At 38.7% G+C, this 17,743-nt stretch carries 10 protein-coding genes and 10 tRNA genes; 5 read left to right on the top strand and 15 right to left on the bottom strand.

The window, feature by feature from the left end; all coding sequences use genetic code 11:
• Window positions 1–35: 35 nt before the first annotated feature.
• From I6F48_RS08545 to I6F48_RS08605, 13 genes are all read right to left on the bottom strand, one after another.
• Window positions 36–3,119 carry an efflux RND transporter permease subunit gene (locus I6F48_RS08545; RefSeq protein WP_024589701.1) on the bottom strand — a complete coding sequence of 1,028 codons (3,084 nt, stop codon included), beginning with the start codon at window positions 3,117–3,119 and terminating at the stop codon, window positions 36–38.
• On the bottom strand, window positions 3,116–4,432 hold the full coding sequence (locus I6F48_RS08550; protein ID WP_197119257.1) for an efflux RND transporter periplasmic adaptor subunit: 1,317 nt from the start codon (window positions 4,430–4,432) through the stop codon (window positions 3,116–3,118). Before I6F48_RS08550 ends, I6F48_RS08545 begins: the two co-directional genes overlap by 4 nt.
• On the bottom strand, window positions 4,422–5,837 hold the full coding sequence (locus I6F48_RS08555; RefSeq protein ID WP_197119243.1) for an efflux transporter outer membrane subunit: 1,416 nt from the start codon (window positions 5,835–5,837) through the stop codon (window positions 4,422–4,424). The genes I6F48_RS08550 and I6F48_RS08555 overlap by 11 nt, the downstream gene beginning before the upstream one ends.
• Before the next feature lie 768 nt (window positions 5,838–6,605).
• A tRNA-Thr gene (locus tag I6F48_RS08560) sits at window positions 6,606–6,681 on the bottom strand.
• A 102-nt stretch (window positions 6,682–6,783) separates the two neighbouring features.
• Window positions 6,784–6,859 (bottom strand) — tRNA-Phe (locus tag I6F48_RS08565).
• A gap of 134 nt (window positions 6,860–6,993) precedes the next feature.
• Window positions 6,994–7,069, bottom strand: a tRNA-Thr gene (locus I6F48_RS08570).
• 102 nt (window positions 7,070–7,171) lie between these two features.
• Window positions 7,172–7,247 (bottom strand) — tRNA-Phe (locus I6F48_RS08575).
• 51 nt (window positions 7,248–7,298) lie between these two features.
• A tRNA-Thr gene (locus tag I6F48_RS08580) sits at window positions 7,299–7,374 on the bottom strand.
• 57 nt (window positions 7,375–7,431) lie between these two features.
• Window positions 7,432–7,507: transfer RNA gene (locus tag I6F48_RS08585), tRNA-Phe, on the bottom strand.
• Window positions 7,508–7,641: 134 nt separating this feature from the next.
• Window positions 7,642–7,717, bottom strand: a tRNA-Thr gene (locus tag I6F48_RS08590).
• A gap of 102 nt (window positions 7,718–7,819) precedes the next feature.
• Window positions 7,820–7,895 (bottom strand) — tRNA-Phe (locus I6F48_RS08595).
• 134 nt (window positions 7,896–8,029) lie between these two features.
• Window positions 8,030–8,105, bottom strand: a tRNA-Thr gene (locus tag I6F48_RS08600).
• 71 nt (window positions 8,106–8,176) lie between these two features.
• Window positions 8,177–8,252 (bottom strand) — tRNA-Phe (locus tag I6F48_RS08605).
• A gap of 341 nt (window positions 8,253–8,593) precedes the next feature.
• Between I6F48_RS08605 and I6F48_RS08610 the strand changes: the two genes are divergently transcribed.
• A complete protein-coding gene (locus tag I6F48_RS08610) occupies window positions 8,594–11,371 on the top strand; it encodes an ATP-binding protein (protein ID WP_197119244.1) in 2,778 nt (925 codons plus the stop codon).
• A gap of 52 nt (window positions 11,372–11,423) precedes the next feature.
• On the opposite strand, the gene I6F48_RS08615 is transcribed toward I6F48_RS08610, so the two are convergent.
• Together I6F48_RS08615 and mutY are read right to left on the bottom strand one after the other, a co-directional pair.
• Window positions 11,424–11,696 carry an oxidative damage protection protein gene (locus I6F48_RS08615; RefSeq protein WP_007582954.1) on the bottom strand — a complete coding sequence of 91 codons (273 nt, stop codon included), beginning with the start codon at window positions 11,694–11,696 and terminating at the stop codon, window positions 11,424–11,426.
• A 35-nt stretch (window positions 11,697–11,731) separates the two neighbouring features.
• Window positions 11,732–12,793 (bottom strand): A/G-specific adenine glycosylase, encoded by a 1,062-nt coding sequence (gene mutY / locus I6F48_RS08620; protein ID WP_197119245.1) that lies wholly within the window; start codon window positions 12,791–12,793, stop codon window positions 11,732–11,734.
• Window positions 12,794–12,954: 161 nt separating this feature from the next.
• Here mutY and trmB point away from each other — a divergent pair, with 161 nt between their 5' ends.
• The 4 genes from trmB to arcA all read left to right on the top strand — a co-directional run bounded on the left by trmB (window position 12,955) and on the right by arcA (window position 17,736).
• A complete protein-coding gene (trmB, locus tag I6F48_RS08625; protein WP_007582957.1) occupies window positions 12,955–13,680 on the top strand; it encodes a tRNA (guanosine(46)-N7)-methyltransferase TrmB in 726 nt (241 codons plus the stop codon).
• Between the two features lie 66 nt (window positions 13,681–13,746).
• Window positions 13,747–14,772 carry a methyltransferase gene (locus I6F48_RS08630; protein ID WP_165741825.1) on the top strand — a complete coding sequence of 342 codons (1,026 nt, stop codon included), beginning with the start codon at window positions 13,747–13,749 and terminating at the stop codon, window positions 14,770–14,772.
• Window positions 14,773–14,923: 151 nt separating this feature from the next.
• Entirely contained in the window at window positions 14,924–16,528 is a 1,605-nt protein-coding gene (locus I6F48_RS08635; protein WP_007582962.1) for a sensor histidine kinase, read from the top strand.
• 491 nt (window positions 16,529–17,019) lie between these two features.
• Window positions 17,020–17,736 (top strand): two-component system response regulator ArcA, encoded by a 717-nt coding sequence (arcA, locus tag I6F48_RS08640; protein WP_002962549.1) that lies wholly within the window; start codon window positions 17,020–17,022, stop codon window positions 17,734–17,736.
• The last annotated feature ends 7 nt before the right edge of the window (window positions 17,737–17,743 follow it).

Below are 17,743 nucleotides of genomic sequence, written 5' to 3' on the forward strand. Positions count from 1 at the left end.
CTACAGCTTTAATAATCACGTATTTAAGAGTGAAGTTATTTAAACCAACCTTGAAAACGCTCCATTAGCATGTAGTTTATTGGTACTAACAATAAGGTAATAAAGGTAGCAAAAATAATCCCAAACCCTAAGCTCACCGCCATTGGTATTAAAAACTGTGCCTGAGTCGCTTTTTCAAACAGCAATGGCATTAAGCCAATAAAGGTCGTTAAACTAGTTAGCATTACAGGGCGAAAACGTGATGCACCTGCAATTTTTATAGCATCGAGAACTTTACCACCTTCACTGCGCTTTTTATTAATAAAATCAACGAGTACAAGCGAATCATTTACCACCACCCCGGTTAGCGCAAGCATACCGAGTAAACTCATAATAGTTAAGTCCATTCCCATAATCCAATGTCCTACCACAGCACCTATCATGCCAAATGGAATAACACTCATTACTATGATTGGTTGTAAGTAAGATTTAAGCGGTATTGCTAATAGCGCATAAATAATAAAAAATACAAACACAAGTGCCCAAGCCAACGAACCAAACGACTCTCTTTGCTCTTTAGCCTCACCTTCTAGTTTGTAATCTACTCCAGGATATTGCTGCATTAACCCATCTAAATACTCCGTTAGGTCAGCCTGCAGTATGGTCATGTTGGTATTATTTTTTTCGATATCGGCTGTTACGTTTAATGTGCGGTAACGGTCTATTCGATTAATAGTTGATGGACTTTGCCCAGCAGTAAGTGTTGCCACGTGCGATAAAGGCACTGAGCCTCCATCAGGCGTATTTATAAGTATGTTTTGTAGGTCAGCTACAGAGCGGCGCTCATCTATAGGTAAGCGTACCATTACACGTACATCGTCTCTGCCTCGCTGAATACGTTGTGCTTGCGAGCCAAAAAACGAGTTACGTACTTGCCCAGCTACATTGACTCTATTTAAGCCCAGCGCTAAACCTTGTTGCGTAAGCTCTATTTGTAACTCTTCTTTACCGTCGGACATACTATCGGCAATATCAAATACCGTTGGATAGGTCGATAAACGGGTTTTAATGTGATCAGCCACGTCTTGTAAAATAGTCAACGAAGTGCCGCTAAGCTGAACATCAATTGGGTCTGAACTTCGGCCAATTTCGGCTCTAAACGTTAAACTTTCGGCACCTGGAATGACTCCAATTAAATCGCGCCATTCGCTGGCAAGTTCTCGTGATCCTATGTCTGATTCACGCTTTTCAGCCGGTGTTATTTCAAAGCGTACAGAGCCTGAATTAGATACACCACCACGCCCGCCTGTTGTGGCTAATATATTTAAAATAACGCTTTCGCCAGTATCTGGATCGCGGTACTTTTCTTGTAATTGCTGCGCCTTTTGCGACATGTCAATTACGTATTTATTCGTTACTTCAAACGGTGTACCTGTTGGTAGTGTTAAGTTAACGCGGACTGTTTCGCTTGGTATGCGCGGGAAAAATACAAACTTAGTCCAACCGCTGGTGATCATGGTTAAAATTATAACAAATACACCAATAAACAAGCTTACCGAAGCCAATTTATGGCGCAGTGCTAAATTTAAAGTGGGTTGATAGTATTTTAAAATCGCGTTTTCAAATCCATCTGCAAAACGCTGTTGAATAACATCAAACTTTGAAGGTTCGCCTTTTTCGTGGCGTAGTTTTATATATTTTAAATGTGCTGGTAGTACAAATTTAGATTCAATCAATGAAAACAATAATACCGGAATAACCACTACCGGTATTTGTGCAAACAAGGCACCACGCGCCCCTTCAATAAAGGCCAAAGGTAAAAAGGCAGCAACGGTAGTTAACACACCAAATGTTACTGGTGTTGCTACTTCCTGAGTACCTAAAATTGCGGCTTGCTCGCCCGACTTAGCCGTTTTTAGGTGGGTGTAAACGTTTTCGCCGGTAACTATGGCGTCATCAACAACAATCCCCAGTACCAATATAAAGCCAAATAAGCTCATAATATTAAGGGTTACGCCAAAAATAGGCATAGCTATAAACGCGCCCATAAACGAAACCGGAATACCAATAAATACCCAAAATGCAATTGCAGGGCGTAAAAACAAAGTAAGTAAAGCGAGTACTAAAATACCGCCTTGTAAAGCATTGGTAGTAAGGGTCGAAATACGACTTTTAACCAGCTCCGAATCATCATCCCAGTAACTTAATTCAAACCCTTGTGGGAGAGAACTTTGTTGCTCTTTTATGTAGTTTTTAACATCGTCAGCAACTGTAATCGCACTTTGTGGACCAATTCGATATACGTCGATAAATGCAGCTTGCTTACCATTAAAGCGAGTACGTACTGGTGTTTCTTCAAAATCGTCTTTTATAGTCGCTATATCACCTAAGCGAATAATAGTGCCATCGGCTTGGTTTTTAACAACAATGCTGGCAAATTCATCTTTACGATATGCTTGCCCTTTAGAGCTTATAAGTACGTCCCCGCCTTCTGTTTTTAAGTTACCAGCAGAAATATCTGAGCTTGAGTTAGAAATAGCACTCGATATTTGTGCCAAGCTTAAATCGTACTGACGAAGAATATCTTGGCTTACTTCAATGGCTATTTCGTAATCACGAACGCCACTTAGCTCTACCTGCGTTACATTAGGTAAACGTAGGATTTGATCGCGTACTGTTTCTGCGTATTCGCGGGTTTCTTTTTCGCCATAGTCACTCGATACGGTAACCGCGATAACTTCACGAATTCGCTCAGCAAGCGCTACTATCGGCTTTTCAGCATCGGCTGGAAAAGTGTTAATTGCGTCTACACGACTTTTTATATCAGCTAAAAGCTCACGAGGGTCGTAACCGCTTTCCACTTCTATTGTCACAGAGCCTGAACCTTCAGAAGAGCGACTAAATATTTGCTTTATGCCCTCTAAATCTTGTACGGCTTCTTCTATTCGTATAGTTACACCTTGCTCTACATCCTCTGGTGTTGAACCACGCAAACTTACATTTACGCTTATCATGTCAGTTTCGAATGAAGGAAATACCTCAAGCGGTATTTTGCTTGATAAGCTAAAAAGTCCCGACAGTAACAGCGTTACTAGCAATAAGTTAGCAGCAACATGGTTTTTGGCAAACCAAGCGATCATGGCTTATCTCCTTGCTTTGCTGCGCGGCGTTTTTTTAGCTCTTCAACACTAATACCCTGCTCTTTTGCTTTTTGCTCAAGCTGCTCTGGCGTCGGGCGCTTTCCTTTACCTTGCCCATTAGATCCTCGGCTTTTAGGTTGCTCTGTGCTTTGTTCGCCTAAAATACTTACCTGAGTACCAGAACTCACTTGCCCTAGTGGAGTAATAACCAGTTTATCATTTGGATTTAATCCCGTTTTTATCATCGCTTGTGTCGCATTTTGCCAAGCAAGTGTAATGTCTTTACGCTTAAGTACCCCCTCTTCAACAACATAAACATACGTCCCTTGATAAATAGTACTGTTAGGGATTATAAGTGCGTTAGGAACTGTTTTACCGGTAATTTGCGCCTTTATGTATTGCCCTATTTTTATCGGGTACTGGTTATTAGCCGTTGCTTTATATGGGTCGTTAATTTTAGCAACTACGTAAAGCTGTTGTGCACCTTCATCTATAGCACCTTCGGTACGCGCTAGCTGCCCTTGCCACGTTTGCTCACCCACTAAGTCAGAGGTAAATTTAACAATTGAACCTGCTTGATTTTTGGCGCCATCACGATATTGCTCTGGTAAATTTACGAACGGAAGATCTTTATTTTTAATCGGTAAACGAATCTCTACGCTATCGATTGCGTAAATAGTGGCAAGCTGGGTATTGTTAGTAACAACTTGCCCCAAATCAACACTACGGCTAAGTATACGACCCGCATATGGCGCGGTTACTTTAGTGCGCTCTAAATCAAGCATGGCTTTTTCAAGTACTGCTTGCGCCGATAAAACTTCTGCTTCGGCTGCTGCAAGTTGTGGTTCACGCAGTACTAAGCTGCTTGCCTGATTTGAGCCGCCAAGGCGTTTCCAATCAGTAATAGCTTGTTGTCCACGCGCTTTTTCTTCTAATAAGCCTTGCTCTGCGGTTAATAAATTGGCTTGAGCAGATTTAACTTCAGCTTGATGATCTCTATCGTCTAGCTTTAAAAGTACGTCGCCCTTTTCAAAAAAGCCGCCTTCTCTAAAGTCATCACTTACTTCAATTATTTGCCCAGATGCCTGAGCAACTAATAAACTTTGTGTACGTGGTTTTACCGTACCGTAGCTATCAATCATCACTTGGTAATTTTGTGGTTTAAGCTCAAGCGCAGCCACACTTATTGATGCTTTAGGAGGTGAGCCAAAGCGTTTAGCCTCTGGCGGATTACCTTTAATAAACATAACAATTAAAATAGTGGCAATAATAACCACCGCTGGAATAATAATTTTTGCTGTTTTAGTTTTCATCATTATTGCTCTTTAGTTCACTTGAGGGCTTTGCAAAATCACCACCAAGGGCAACGTGTAAGTTAATTCTGTTAGCTATTAATTGGTTTTTAATGTCGATTAAGGAGCTTTGTGCATCGAAAGACCTATCTTGTGCGTCAAGCACCGTAGTGTAAGTTACCAAGCCACTTTGATATTGCTCAAACGACAACTGCTCTGCTGCAAGTGCGTTTTCTTGCGCCTCAAGGGTGCTGCTATATTGTGATTTAAGAGACTGCTGCTGTGAAATCGCATTCTCTACATCACCAAATGCATCGTAAAGCGTTTGCAAATAAAGTTGCTCTTGCTTTTGAGTATTAAGGCGCGCTATTTCTTCGTTCGCTTTTAAGCGTCCGCCTTCAAAAAGTGGTGCCGAAATACTACCTAATAACGACCATGCAAGACTTGATGGAGAAAACAAGTCGCTTACTCTGTCGGTGCTATCACTTAAAGAAGCTGTTAAATCTAAACTTGGAAAGCGTTGCTTGTGCGCATACGCAAGTGAAGCGTCGGTGGCTAAAAGTTCATACCAACTTGCTCGCAGCGTAGGTTTACGTGTTATAAGTTCAGAAGGCAAGCCTAGTGGGATATCGGTATTAATAACGGGTAAGTCGCTACTAGCAGTAATGGCACCCTTTGGGTATTCACCTAGCAAACGTTCTAGTACGCGTGCTGAGGCCGATAGGTTCGCTGTTTGAGTCGCAATACGAGCGCGCTCAGTATTGAGCTCATTACGGGCAAGATAAACATCGAGTGCTTCGTTTATACCTTGGCGGTAACCCGATTCTATAATATCAAGGCTTTGCTGGGCATTCGCTTCTCTGCGTTTAAATAAATCGAGTAGTTGTTGCGATGTTACAACATCAAACCAACCTGTTGCCACATCAGCCACAAGCTGTTGTTTAGCTTGCTCAAACCTTGCCTGCTGCGCTAAGTAGTTAAGATTAGCTTCGCGTTTTGAATCAGATAGCTTACCCCATAAATCAACCTCGTAAGTTAAGTTTAAACTAACTGAACTTGCGTTGTCGTAGCTCACTGGGCGGTTGTCTTTACTACGGCTAGTACGCGTTGATAAATCGAGGCTAGGCCAAAGCGCAGCACCCGATACTATAAGCTGTTGTTTTTGAATTTCTACATCGTAACTAGTTTGTAAAAGCTGTTGGTTGTTTTTAAGTGCTTGTTGTACAAATTTGTTAAGCGTAGGGTTTTGTAGTTGTGTAAGCCATTGCTCTTGTACTTTTAATACCGAGCTTGATGCTTCTTGCTGCCATTGCTGTGGCATATTATTAGGCGCTTGCATGCGCTGCGACGAGTTAAAATCACTCGCACAGCCGCTAAGCAGCATCACACTAATTGCCAATAGGGTTGGCTTGCATTGCCAAATCATAATTAAACCTAAATTACTGCTATTTATGAACGTAATTCAAGCACTTTGGCAACTTTTGCTCAACCTACTTTACATAACATTACATAGCTAGCGATGAACTAACATAATAGCCAGTTATACGGTAAAAATGAGCAAATGATCAGCAATTTTTAATAATAAAAAATTAACTTTTTGTAGTGTGTCTAAGAGATTATACCAATTCGCTTAATTAAGTGGTCTATTTTGAGGTAAGAAAATCGTGTCGATAACAAGGCAAAAATTTCGTTATTTAGTTGCTCTATATCAGAAATTTTTAACGCAGTTAGCGTCAGGTTTAATCACTCAAATTAATTAAGTATTATTGCGGATTGGTATTAGACATATAGAAACAGAAAAGCCCCGCTATAAGCGAGGCTTTTAAATAAATGGTGCCGACTAACCGAGTCGAACGGATAACTTATACAGACTACTGATTACAAGTCAGTTGCTTTAAGTTACTGGAATAAATGGTGCCGACTAACCGACTCGAGCGGGTAACTTATACAGACTACTGATTACAAGTCAGTTGCTTTGCTCTTAACTATGGGTATTTTTAATTCTCAAGTTGAAAACAAAAAAGCCTCGCTATAAGCGAGGCTTTTAAATAAATGGTGCCGACTAACTAAGTCGAACGGATAACTTATACAGACTACTGATTACAAGTCAGTTGCTTTGCTCTTAACTATGGGTATTTTTAATTCTCAAGTTGAAAACAAAAAAGCCTCGCTATAAGCGAGGCTTTTGAATAAATGGTGCCGACTAACCGAGTCGAACGGTTGACCTACTGATTACAAGTCAGTTGCTCTACCAGCTGAGCTAAGTCGGCACACAAAACTGTGTGCTAAGGCACGTTCAATTTTAAAGATTGATAACTTTTATAAAGCACTTAAAATAAAAAAACCTTGCATAAGCAAGGCTTCTCAATAAATGGTGCCTCGACGCGGAATCGAACCACGGACACGAGGATTTTCAATCCTCTGCTCTACCGACTGAGCTATCGAGGCACATAAACTGTGCTAACTAAAAGTTAAATAATTATTTAACTTTTAGCTTTATAAATGGTGCCGACTAACCGAGTCGACGGGTAATTTGAACAGACTACTGATTACAGCTTTCTTTTCAAACTACTTTAAATAAATGGTGCCGACTAACCGAGTCGAACGGTTGACCTACTGATTACAAGTCAGTTGCTCTACCAGCTGAGCTAAGTCGGCACACAAAACTGTGTGCTAAGGCACGTTCAATTTTAAAGATTGATAACTTTTATAAAGCACTTAAAATAAAAAAACCTTGCATAAGCAAGGCTTCTCAATAAATGGTGCCTCGACGCGGAATCGAACCACGGACACGAGGATTTTCAATCCTCTGCTCTACCGACTGAGCTATCGAGGCACATAAACTGTGCTAACTAATTGTGATACTTTACAATTAACTTTAAATAAATGGTGCCGACTAACCGAGTCGAACGGTTGACCTACTGATTACAAGTCAGTTGCTCTACCAGCTGAGCTAAGTCGGCACACAAAACTGTGTGCTAAGGCACGTTCAATTTTAAAGATTGAGAACTTAAAGTAAATGGTGCCTCGACGCGGAATCGAACCACGGACACGAGGATTTTCAATCCTCTGCTCTACCGACTGAGCTATCGAGGCACATAAACTGTGCTAACTAAAAGTTAAATAATTATTTAACTTTTAGCTTTATAAATGGTGCCGACTAACCGAGTCGACGGGTAATTTGAACAGACTACTGATTACAGCTTTCTTTTCAAACTACTTTAAATAAATGGTGCCGACTAACCGAGTCGAACGGTTGACCTACTGATTACAAGTCAGTTGCTCTACCAGCTGAGCTAAGTCGGCACACAAAACTGTGTGCTAAGGCACGTTCAATTTTAAAGATTGATAACTTTTATAAAGCACTTAAAATAAAAAAACCTTGCATAAGCAAGGCTTCTCAATAAATGGTGCCTCGACGCGGAATCGAACCACGGACACGAGGATTTTCAATCCTCTGCTCTACCGACTGAGCTATCGAGGCACATAAACTGTGCTAACTAAAAGTTAAATAATTATTTAACTTTTAGCTTTATAAATGGTGCCGACTAACCGAGTCGACGGGTAATTTGAACAGACTACTGATTACAGCTTTCTTTTCAAACTACTTTAAATAAATGGTGCCGACTAACCGAGTCGAACGGTTGACCTACTGATTACAAGTCAGTTGCTCTACCAGCTGAGCTAAGTCGGCACACAAAACTGTGTGCTAAGGCACGCGTAATAATGTTTAAACTGTTGATTAAACACCACTACTTTAATAAATGGTGCCTCGACCCGGAATCGAACCAGGGACACGAGGATTTTCAATCCTCTGCTCTACCAACTGAGCTATCGAGGCACTTAAACAGTGCTAATTAAAAATCTTAAAGGATTTTTAATGCAATTCCCACTCATCTCTAGCGACTGAGCTATCTGGGCGTGCGGCGTATTAAACGAGTTTTGCCCTTACAAGTCAACTTTTTTTTTCTTCTTTATAACTGTTTGAACGGTTTTCAGACAACTCAGTACATTTTTCATTAATAACGTTCATTTTTACCACAAATCGGGCTATAACTATAAATAAATATAACTAAATCAGACTAAAACCGTAGTGAATTATTTTTTGTAAATGTTACGATTAGCTTAGATACGTACGATAGGGACTTATCGTAGTAAAAACACATCAATTGGAAACAATCAATGCAGAGTAAATTCTCATCGCCAGTAAAAGGCTTACTGCCACTTTTTTTAATCATTAATATTGCTGTAACAGCGCTCGCTATTGTTGCCCACTCATTTTATACACAAACTGAAGTTAAGACAGCCCAACCAGTATCATCTATTAATATTGTAACGCTTGCCGATAGATTAGACTTACCTATGGTTGATGCATTAACTATGTATGGTCAAGGTAAAGTAAAACAGTTACTTGATTTAACCTCCTTATTAGACGGTGACTTTGAATATACTCTATATCGCTTCAATGCTACATCAGATACTCAGTTGGTATATAGCAGCAGTAAACCAGCCATCGCTTCTGTTAAAACTGAAAAGCACTTAAAAGAAGAAGGTATCCTGCATCACCTACTATTGTTAAACGATCAGCCCATTGGCGAGCTTATTATTAAGCAAAACATACCAGCCACGCCTTTAAGCGCTCAAGACTCTCAAGTTATCGCTTACATCATCGCGATAGCGAGTGTTGCTGCATTATTTATACTTACTTTAATGTTTAATATGTACATTAATACGCGCTTACGTAAAAGTACTGACACTCTTACTCAAGAGTTACAGGCAATCACTGAAGATGCTAATTACAATAGTAATGTTGATGAGCAACTTGATATTGGTTTAGGTGTAGTAGCAAAAAACATCAACTTATTGCTACAAAAAGTACAAACTGCAATGAGCGAGAATGACTCTGCACAAAAAGAGCTTTATAAATTACAAAATGGCCTAGAAGCCGAAGTGCAAAATCGTACCTTAGCGCTTGAGCAAGCCACATTAAAAGCAGAGCGAGCAAGCGAAACTAAAACAACATTCTTAGCAACGATGAGTCACGAAATAAGAACACCGATGAATGGTGTTATAGGTACTATTGATTTACTGCGCCAGACCGAACTTGATGGCGCTCAGCATCGTTTAAGTACGATTATTCGTGAATCAGCATTTTCGTTATTGAGCATTTTGGATGATATTTTAGATTTTTCTAAAATTGAGGCTGGAAAGCTAAATATTGACCCGATCCCATTTTCGGTAACCGATACTATTGAAGAAGTTGCTCGTGTGCTCTCATCAGTTGCTAAAAAACGTGAGCTTGATTTAGAGCTAGCAATAGCACCAGATATTCCTATAAATCTTACCGGTGATAGCGTACGTGTACGTCAGGTTCTTTATAACCTATGTAGCAACGCAATTAAATTTACGAGCACTGATGAAAAAACCCAAGGGCATGTAAAAATATCAGTAGAGGTGGTACATAATACGACTGATCACTTTACCTTACGCTTTTGCGTAACTGATAACGGTAAAGGCATGTCGCAGGCACAACTACGCGAAATATTTAATCCGTTTATTCAAGCCGAAAATTCGATTACCCGAGAATATGGAGGGACAGGTTTAGGTCTTTCTATTTGTAAAAGCTTAACTGAGCTTATGCTAGGTACTATTCATGTAACTAGCCATACAGGAATTGGCAGTGAGTTTACTGTTGAACTGCCGTTTAGCACATCGGGTAGAATTAAGTACGCACACAAAGGTGCATTAAATGGTAAGCAAATTGTTGTAGTTAGTAATCACCTAGAACGTGAAAAAACAATGTACCGTTATTTATCGTTTATGGGCGCTAAAATAGTTTATGCACACACAGAAGAAGAAATTGAAGAGCATCAACATTCGCAAGATATTATTTGGGTGGCTGATGGCATAGACAATATGGATAAAACAAACGCGCTGCTAAGACGCTTATTTTATTCATTAGAGGATTATAACCAACAAGTTGTTGTACTAAGCAAGCTTGATGAAGCGGCTATAAATCATAATAATATTTTTTATATTAATGCCTCTCCTTTATGTAAGTCTAACTTTATGCTGTCTATTTTAGTCGCTGCAGGTTTGCATACACCTAAACAAATTAAAAAAACCAAAACACTTAATAATTATTTAAATGTTGAGCAAGCTCGTAAATCAAACAAATTGGTTTTACTTGTTGAAGATAACCTTCTAAACCAACAAGTGCTGACCGATCAATTACACATACTAGGTTTTGGCGTTGAGATAGCAAACAACGGTGAAGAAGGCTTAGATATGTGGAGAAAAGGTGATTACTCACTTATTTTAACCGACTTACACATGCCTAAAATGTCGGGTTACGATATGGTCGAAAAAATCCGTAACGAAGCAGAGCTATTAGAATCAATTGATGCACAGCCTTACATTATTGCTGTAACAGCAAACGCACTTAAAGGCGAAAAAGAGCGTTGCTTAGCCGTAGGTATAAACGACTTCATTACCAAACCTATAGAGCTAAACGCGTTAGAGGACACTTTAAAACGCTGGAGCGATAAGCAAAGCCAAAACCCAAATGTAGTTATCCATCAAACCATGGCGCTACCTATTGATATGGAAGCAGTTGCTAAATATGTAAATGGTGACAAAGCTAAACAGTTACGCTTTTTCAAAATGTATTTAGAACAAAGCCAAGGGCTAATTAAGGGGATTAATTCAGGCGTTATGGTTAACGATTTAGATGAGATTATTGAAGGGTGTCATCAATTAAAATCGATCTCTAAAACAATTGGTGCCCTAACGGTGGCTGAACTTTCAAGTGCATTTGAAGATAAATGTAAAAAAGGTGAACTCACTACCGATGAATTAATAGACTTAAGAGATAAGTTAGAAATTGAATACTCTAAGGCAGCTCAATTTTTAAAAGAACAAATTAAAATCTCTGAGCAAGAAGATGAGTTAAGTGATTAAATAATCGCACACAAAAAAAGGGCTATTTAGCCCTTTTTTTATGTTCAAAATATTATTTTTCAGGCGGTCGATAACCTTCAATTTCCACATCTTTGTTTTCAAACAAAAAGCCAACCATTTGCTCTTCTAAAAATGTGCGGTGCTCTGGGTCCATCATATTTAAATGCTTTTCGTTAATAAGCATTGTTTGCTTATGCTGCCACTGACCCCACGCTTCTTTAGAGATGTTATTAAAAATCTTTTCACCAACTTCACCAGGGTATAACTGAAAGCCAAGCCCTTCGGCTTCTTTTTGTAACTTTTGACAAAATACTGTACGTGCCATGATTGATTCTCTCTAACGCTAAATATGGGGCTATTCTATACTATTGCTGTAATTTGTTTAACCAACTTTTTAGTTGGCGCTGCTAGGCCAACCTCTATTGATTGATCAAGCGGATACCACACTAATTGTTTGTCATTTACTACATCAGGAATTTTCTTAACATTGAGCACATGCGGATTAATCGTCAGCTCAAAATGTGAAAACACATGAATAAACGCTTCAAGCTCTACTAAGTCGGCTTCTAATCCTTGCTGAGCTAAAAATATTTGAAGCTCCTCGTACTCATTAAATTCAAAAAAGCCAAATAGTCCTCCCCAAATACCGCTGTTAGGGCGTTTTTCCATAAGCACTTTATCGCCGCACTGAATAATTAACTGATGACAACTCTTCTTCGGCACTGCTTTTTTAGGTTTAGAATATGGAAACTCTTTTACTTTACCTGCATTAAAAGCACCACAACCTGAATTTAATGGGCAAGCCTCACAATCAAAACGACTGCGTGAGCAAACACTCGCACCTAAATCCATCATAGCTTGATTAAATTCGGTGACATTATTTTTAGGTGTTAATTGCTCTGATAAATGCCAAAGCTGGTTTTCGACTTTTTTAACACCGTACCAACCTTCTATCATAAAGTAGCGCGCTAAGACTCGCTTAACATTCCCATCTAAAATTGGATGATGCTGCCCAAGCGACAATGATAAAACAGCCCCGGCAGTAGAGCGTCCTATTCCCGGTAAATCCATTACTTCATCAAGCGTTTGCGGAAATTCGCCTTGGAACTTGTCACGTACTATTTTAGCTGTTTTATGTAAGTTACGCGCACGAGCGTAATACCCTAAGCCGGTCCAGTGATGCAGTACTAAATCTTCATCAGCATCGGCTAAAGCAATAATATCTGGAAAGCTTTGCATAAATTTTTCAAAATATGGGATAACAGTAATAACTTGAGTTTGCTGGAGCATCACCTCAGACACCCACACTTTATAAGGTGTTTTACCCAACTGCCATGGAAGTGTTTTACGCCCATGAAGGTGATACCAATCAACGACTTGATTAGAAAACGAATTAGACTGTTCTTTATTTAAATCCAACATATTGTACTTTTACTGATGCTCAATGGCGGCTCAGTCTATTGTAGTTAATAAAAAGATCAAGCTATAGGGCGTGTAAAACCAGCTAATACTTGTGATTGCGGGCTCGGTCAGGGATAATATGCAACCATTTTTAAACACATTGTTTTTGTCAGGCCAATAATATGAGTGAATCAAGCAACACTAACCTTGAGCAAGCTAAGCAAGAAGGTAAATACATCCGCACCATTCGCAGTTTTGTAAAACGCGAAGGTCGATTAACCAAAGGCCAAGCCGCTGCAATCGAAAAATGCTGGCCAACAATGGGCCTAGAGCATAAAAACGGTATGCTTGATTTAAGCGAAGTTTTTGGCAACAACAACGATGTAGTAGTAGAAATTGGTTTTGGTATGGGTAAATCGCTTGTCGAAATGGCAACAAATGCCCCTCACCTAAACTTTATTGGTATTGAAGTACACCGCCCAGGCGTTGGTGCTTGTTTAATGGATGCCGATGAAGCAGGCATTACTAACTTACGTATTTTTGAACACGATGCAGTTGAAGTACTTGCAGACTGTATACCTAATGAAAGCTTAACAACACTACAGTTGTTTTTCCCTGATCCTTGGCATAAAAAGCGTCATCATAAACGCCGTATTGTACAAACTGAGTTTGTTGAAAAACTAAGAGCCCAACTGAAAATGGGTGGCGTTTTTCATATGGCAACAGATTGGGAAAACTATGCAGAGCATATGCTCGAAGTAATGAATGTAGCTCCTGGTTTTAAAAACCAATCAGAAACAAACGATTATGTTCCACGTCCAGATTTGCGCCCGCTTACTAAGTTTGAGCAGCGCGGACATCGCCTAGGTCATGGCGTGTGGGATTTAATGTTTGAACGTACTGAGTAATTTGTAACTTTAAGCACTCACTTTTATTTTTAATAAAACTAAACATACTGTAAGGCAAAGCCATTTATGAGCGTACTAACCAACCCAAGTTTACTGTTACTTCGTAATAGCGAGGCACTAACGGGCAAATCTATCTTGGTGGTCAACTTTGTTCAAGATGGCTTTTTAACAGAGCTTAAAAAACTTAACCCGCAAAGCAAGGTAACTGCATTTAGCTACAACCATGCTAACGGTGAGTTTGCTAAAAACACCAAAGACGTTGAGATTTGTGTAAATCACACAATACCTGGTAACGGCTACGATTTAGTTATTCTTTACTATCCTAAATCAAAACCTGAGTTATTAATGGCGCTTGATAATATTCGTTCTGCTATTACTGACGATGCCGAACTATTGGTGGTAGGTGAAAACAAAAGTGGTGTTAAATCAATTGAAAAGCAATTAGCTGGTAAAGCTGAGTTTAGTAACAAAATTGATTCAGCTAAGCACTGCGTTCTTTACTCATTTGCTGAGATTACCCAGCATCCTGACTTTGATATTACGACCTACCATAAAAAGTTTGTTGTTAATGTTGCCGACACCGAGTTTACAGCTATTAGTGTCCCAGGGGTGTTTAATCACGGTAGTTTAGATATGGGAACGAAAGTTCTACTCGAAAACGCACCGACAATTAAGCAAGGTAGGGTTCTCGACTTTGGTTGTGGTGCAGGTTTAATAGCAACCTTTTTAGGGCTGCATAATCCAGCACTTGAGTTTGTGTGTAGTGATGTAAGTGCACTGGCAACTTACGCAACACAGCAAACTCTAAAGCTTAACAACATCAAAGGCGAAGCGATATTAAGTGACGGCCTTAAAAGCATTACCGGTAAGTTTGATTTAATTATTAGCAATCCACCTTTTCATACAGGTATTGCAACCGACTACACAGTAGCAGAAACATTTTTAGCAAATGCAAAACAGCATTTAACTAAAGTAGGAAAGCTGAATATTGTTGCTAACAGCTTTTTAAAATACCCGCCTATTTTAGAAACGCAATTTGAAAGCTACCAAACGGTATTTAAAAATAACAAGTTTGCCGTATATAGCAGCTAGTATTATTTTTAAAAATGCTTGAGTGCAAACGCGCTCAAGCTAACCTTCGCATAAATATAAGAATTAATTTAGCTTTTTTCCTTCATTTTCTCCCGTCTTTGCTAAACTAAAACTCTAAATAATCAAAATTAATTCAGGCGATAACGAAATAATGCCTAAAAAAGTTCATCAAAGTAGCATTCGCAAAGCACTCATAAATTTAATTATGCTTATTACAGCTATTTGCTTGTCGCTATCTATTTCGATATCTACTTATTTAAGCGTAAAAGAGCAAAAGCAATTAATCATTAATAAACTCGTCATACTTTCTGAAATTGTAGCTTTTGATGCTGGTAAATCAGTAGTTGAAGATGATAGAAAAACAGAAGAAAAACGCCTCAAGTCATTTGAAAATATCCCCCTTGTAAAAAACATACATATTTATTCAATAGAAAAAGCATCTCAAAAACCTGTTTTTTTTATTAGCTTTAATGCAAAAAAAACACCTCCAGTACCACTAAGAATAGACAGTGTTGATGAGCTAAAAACGCCACGAATTACGAGCGATCATATTGAACTAACCCGCCCTATTTACGATAACGAAAAGTTGGTAGGTTATGTATATATGCGAGGGAGCCTCGAAAGTTTAGAGACTTATATTGAGAGAAAAATATTAATAGACGTGCTATTAACTCTATTAATTTTAATCGTTGTTTACTTTATTGCTATAAAAGTTCAACGACGTATAGCCAAGCCAATAGAACAGTTAAGCATGCTATTGCAGGATGTATCTAAAAATCATAACTATGATGCACGCGCGCCAATAACCGATGTAAAAGAAATAACCGCTCTTTCAAATAGTTTAAATATCATGCTTACACGTACCAAAAAGCAACTTGAGCGCCACGAAAAAGATAAACAAGAAATAAAACAACTAAACCAGAGCCTTGAAGAAAAAGTAAACCAGCGAACAATCGCTCTCAGAGAAGCAAATCAAGAGCTTTTATCAACCCTTGAGAGAATGCATCAGTACCAAACGCAAATTGTTGAAAACGAAAAAATGGCATCGCTTGGGCAAATGGTTGCTGGGGTTGCCCATGAAGTGAATACACCAATAGGGCTGGGTATTACAGGCTCTACATTACTTCGAGATAAACTGGCAGATATACAGCAAAGCTTTGACGATAAAAAACTTACCTCAAGCCATCTAAAACGCTTTATAGATGAAGGTATTGAAAACTTAGACTTAATTTATCGTAATCTAAATCGTGCCGCAGACCTGATATCTAACTTTAAAAAAGTGGCCGTTATTCAAGACGACGGTGTTAATACCTATATTAATGTACATAAATTAATAAGTGATGTTTTAACATCGATTCAATCTGAACTACTGCCTAAAAAGCCTGTCGTTATTATTAACTGTCCGACCGACTTGGCTATTCATAGTAAGTCTGAACCTCTGCAACAAGTGTTTCAGCAGTTGCTTATGAACTCTGTGATTCATGGATTTATAGGTAAAGAAAATAATGAAATTCGCTTTGACGTAGAACTGGTAGGGAAAAAATTAACAATAGTTTATTCTGACAATGGTCAAGGTGTTGATAAAAACATTAAAAATAGAATTTTTGACCCGTTTGTAACTTCAAAGCGCGGACAAGGCGCAAGCGGCTTAGGCATGCACTTGGTCTACAACCTAGTAACACAAGCACTTGGCGGAAGAGTTATGTTTGATCTTGAAGAAAAACACGGTGCTCGCTTTATAATTACTATTCCTTAAATAAAGATCACTAAAAAGTGCATATATTTAAAATTTATCCTTGAATTAGCATTTAATGACCTCATTAATGAGGCATGTGATAAGCGCGTAACATTATTTAATTGCATTAAATAAATATTACCAAGCGATTTATGAACTTTTTTATCTTTGCTGTATCACATACATTGATGAAAGGTTAGAAAGTGATATAGTTTTGCTTTGAATTAGTCTGATTATTTTAAGTACCTTGTTTGATTGAATGATGTATCAATTATTAAAGGAAAATGGCTTCGACTTTATGATTCAAATAGCTACATCCACGTATATATCAATTAAACAGTAGTTTTTGCACTGCCCTTTTTAGTAGACTTTGGACACCCTACTGTTTTATTTTTATCCAATTTGTTTTTTCCTTGTTAACAAATGGGTATAATCCTATAATCTCTAGTAATCGGTTATAAATTCGTCACCGGTTTTTTTATAAATAAAATATTCCAAAAGGTTAATTAATAATGCAAACGCCAGTCATTCTAATCGTAGAAGATGAAGACGTAACTCGACTGAACCTAGTTAGTTTATTTGAAGCTGAAGGGTACAAAGTTATTGAAGCCATTGATGGCGATGATATGCATGACAAGCTTACAAATAACGATGACGTTAATCTTGTAGTTATGGATATCAACCTTCCTGGTAAAAACGGTCTTATTTTAGCCCGTGAATTACGCCAAAAGCGTAAAGTAGGTCTTATATTCCTAACCGGTCGTGACAACGATGTTGACCGTATTTTAGGTCTTGAAATTGGCGCAGATGACTATGTTACTAAGCCATTCAACCCGCGTGAATTAACTATTAGAGCTCGCAACCTTATTACTCGTACTGCTTTAGGCGGTGAAGAGTCAGCACTAGAAACAAATGGTGTTATTACGTTTAACGGTTGGGAACTTGATGAGAATAGCCGCTGTCTTACTTCTCCAAATGGCGACGCTAAACGTTTACCAAAAGGTGAGTACAGAGCACTTCGTTTAATGCTTGATTCTCCAGGTCGTATTTTTAGTCGTGAGCAATTAATCAAGCACATGACAGGCCGTGAGCTTCGTGCAAATGACCGTACTGTTGATGTTACTATTCGTCGCATTCGTAAGCATTTTGAGAGTGATAACTCAACGTCAGAGTTAATCAGCACCATCCATGGTGAAGGTTACCGTTTCATTGGTAAAATTGACGCTTAATTAGAGC

Origin of the sequence: Pseudoalteromonas sp. SWYJ118, assembly GCF_015864505.1 — a bacterium.
Lineage (GTDB): Bacteria > Pseudomonadota > Gammaproteobacteria > Enterobacterales > Alteromonadaceae > Pseudoalteromonas > Pseudoalteromonas arctica.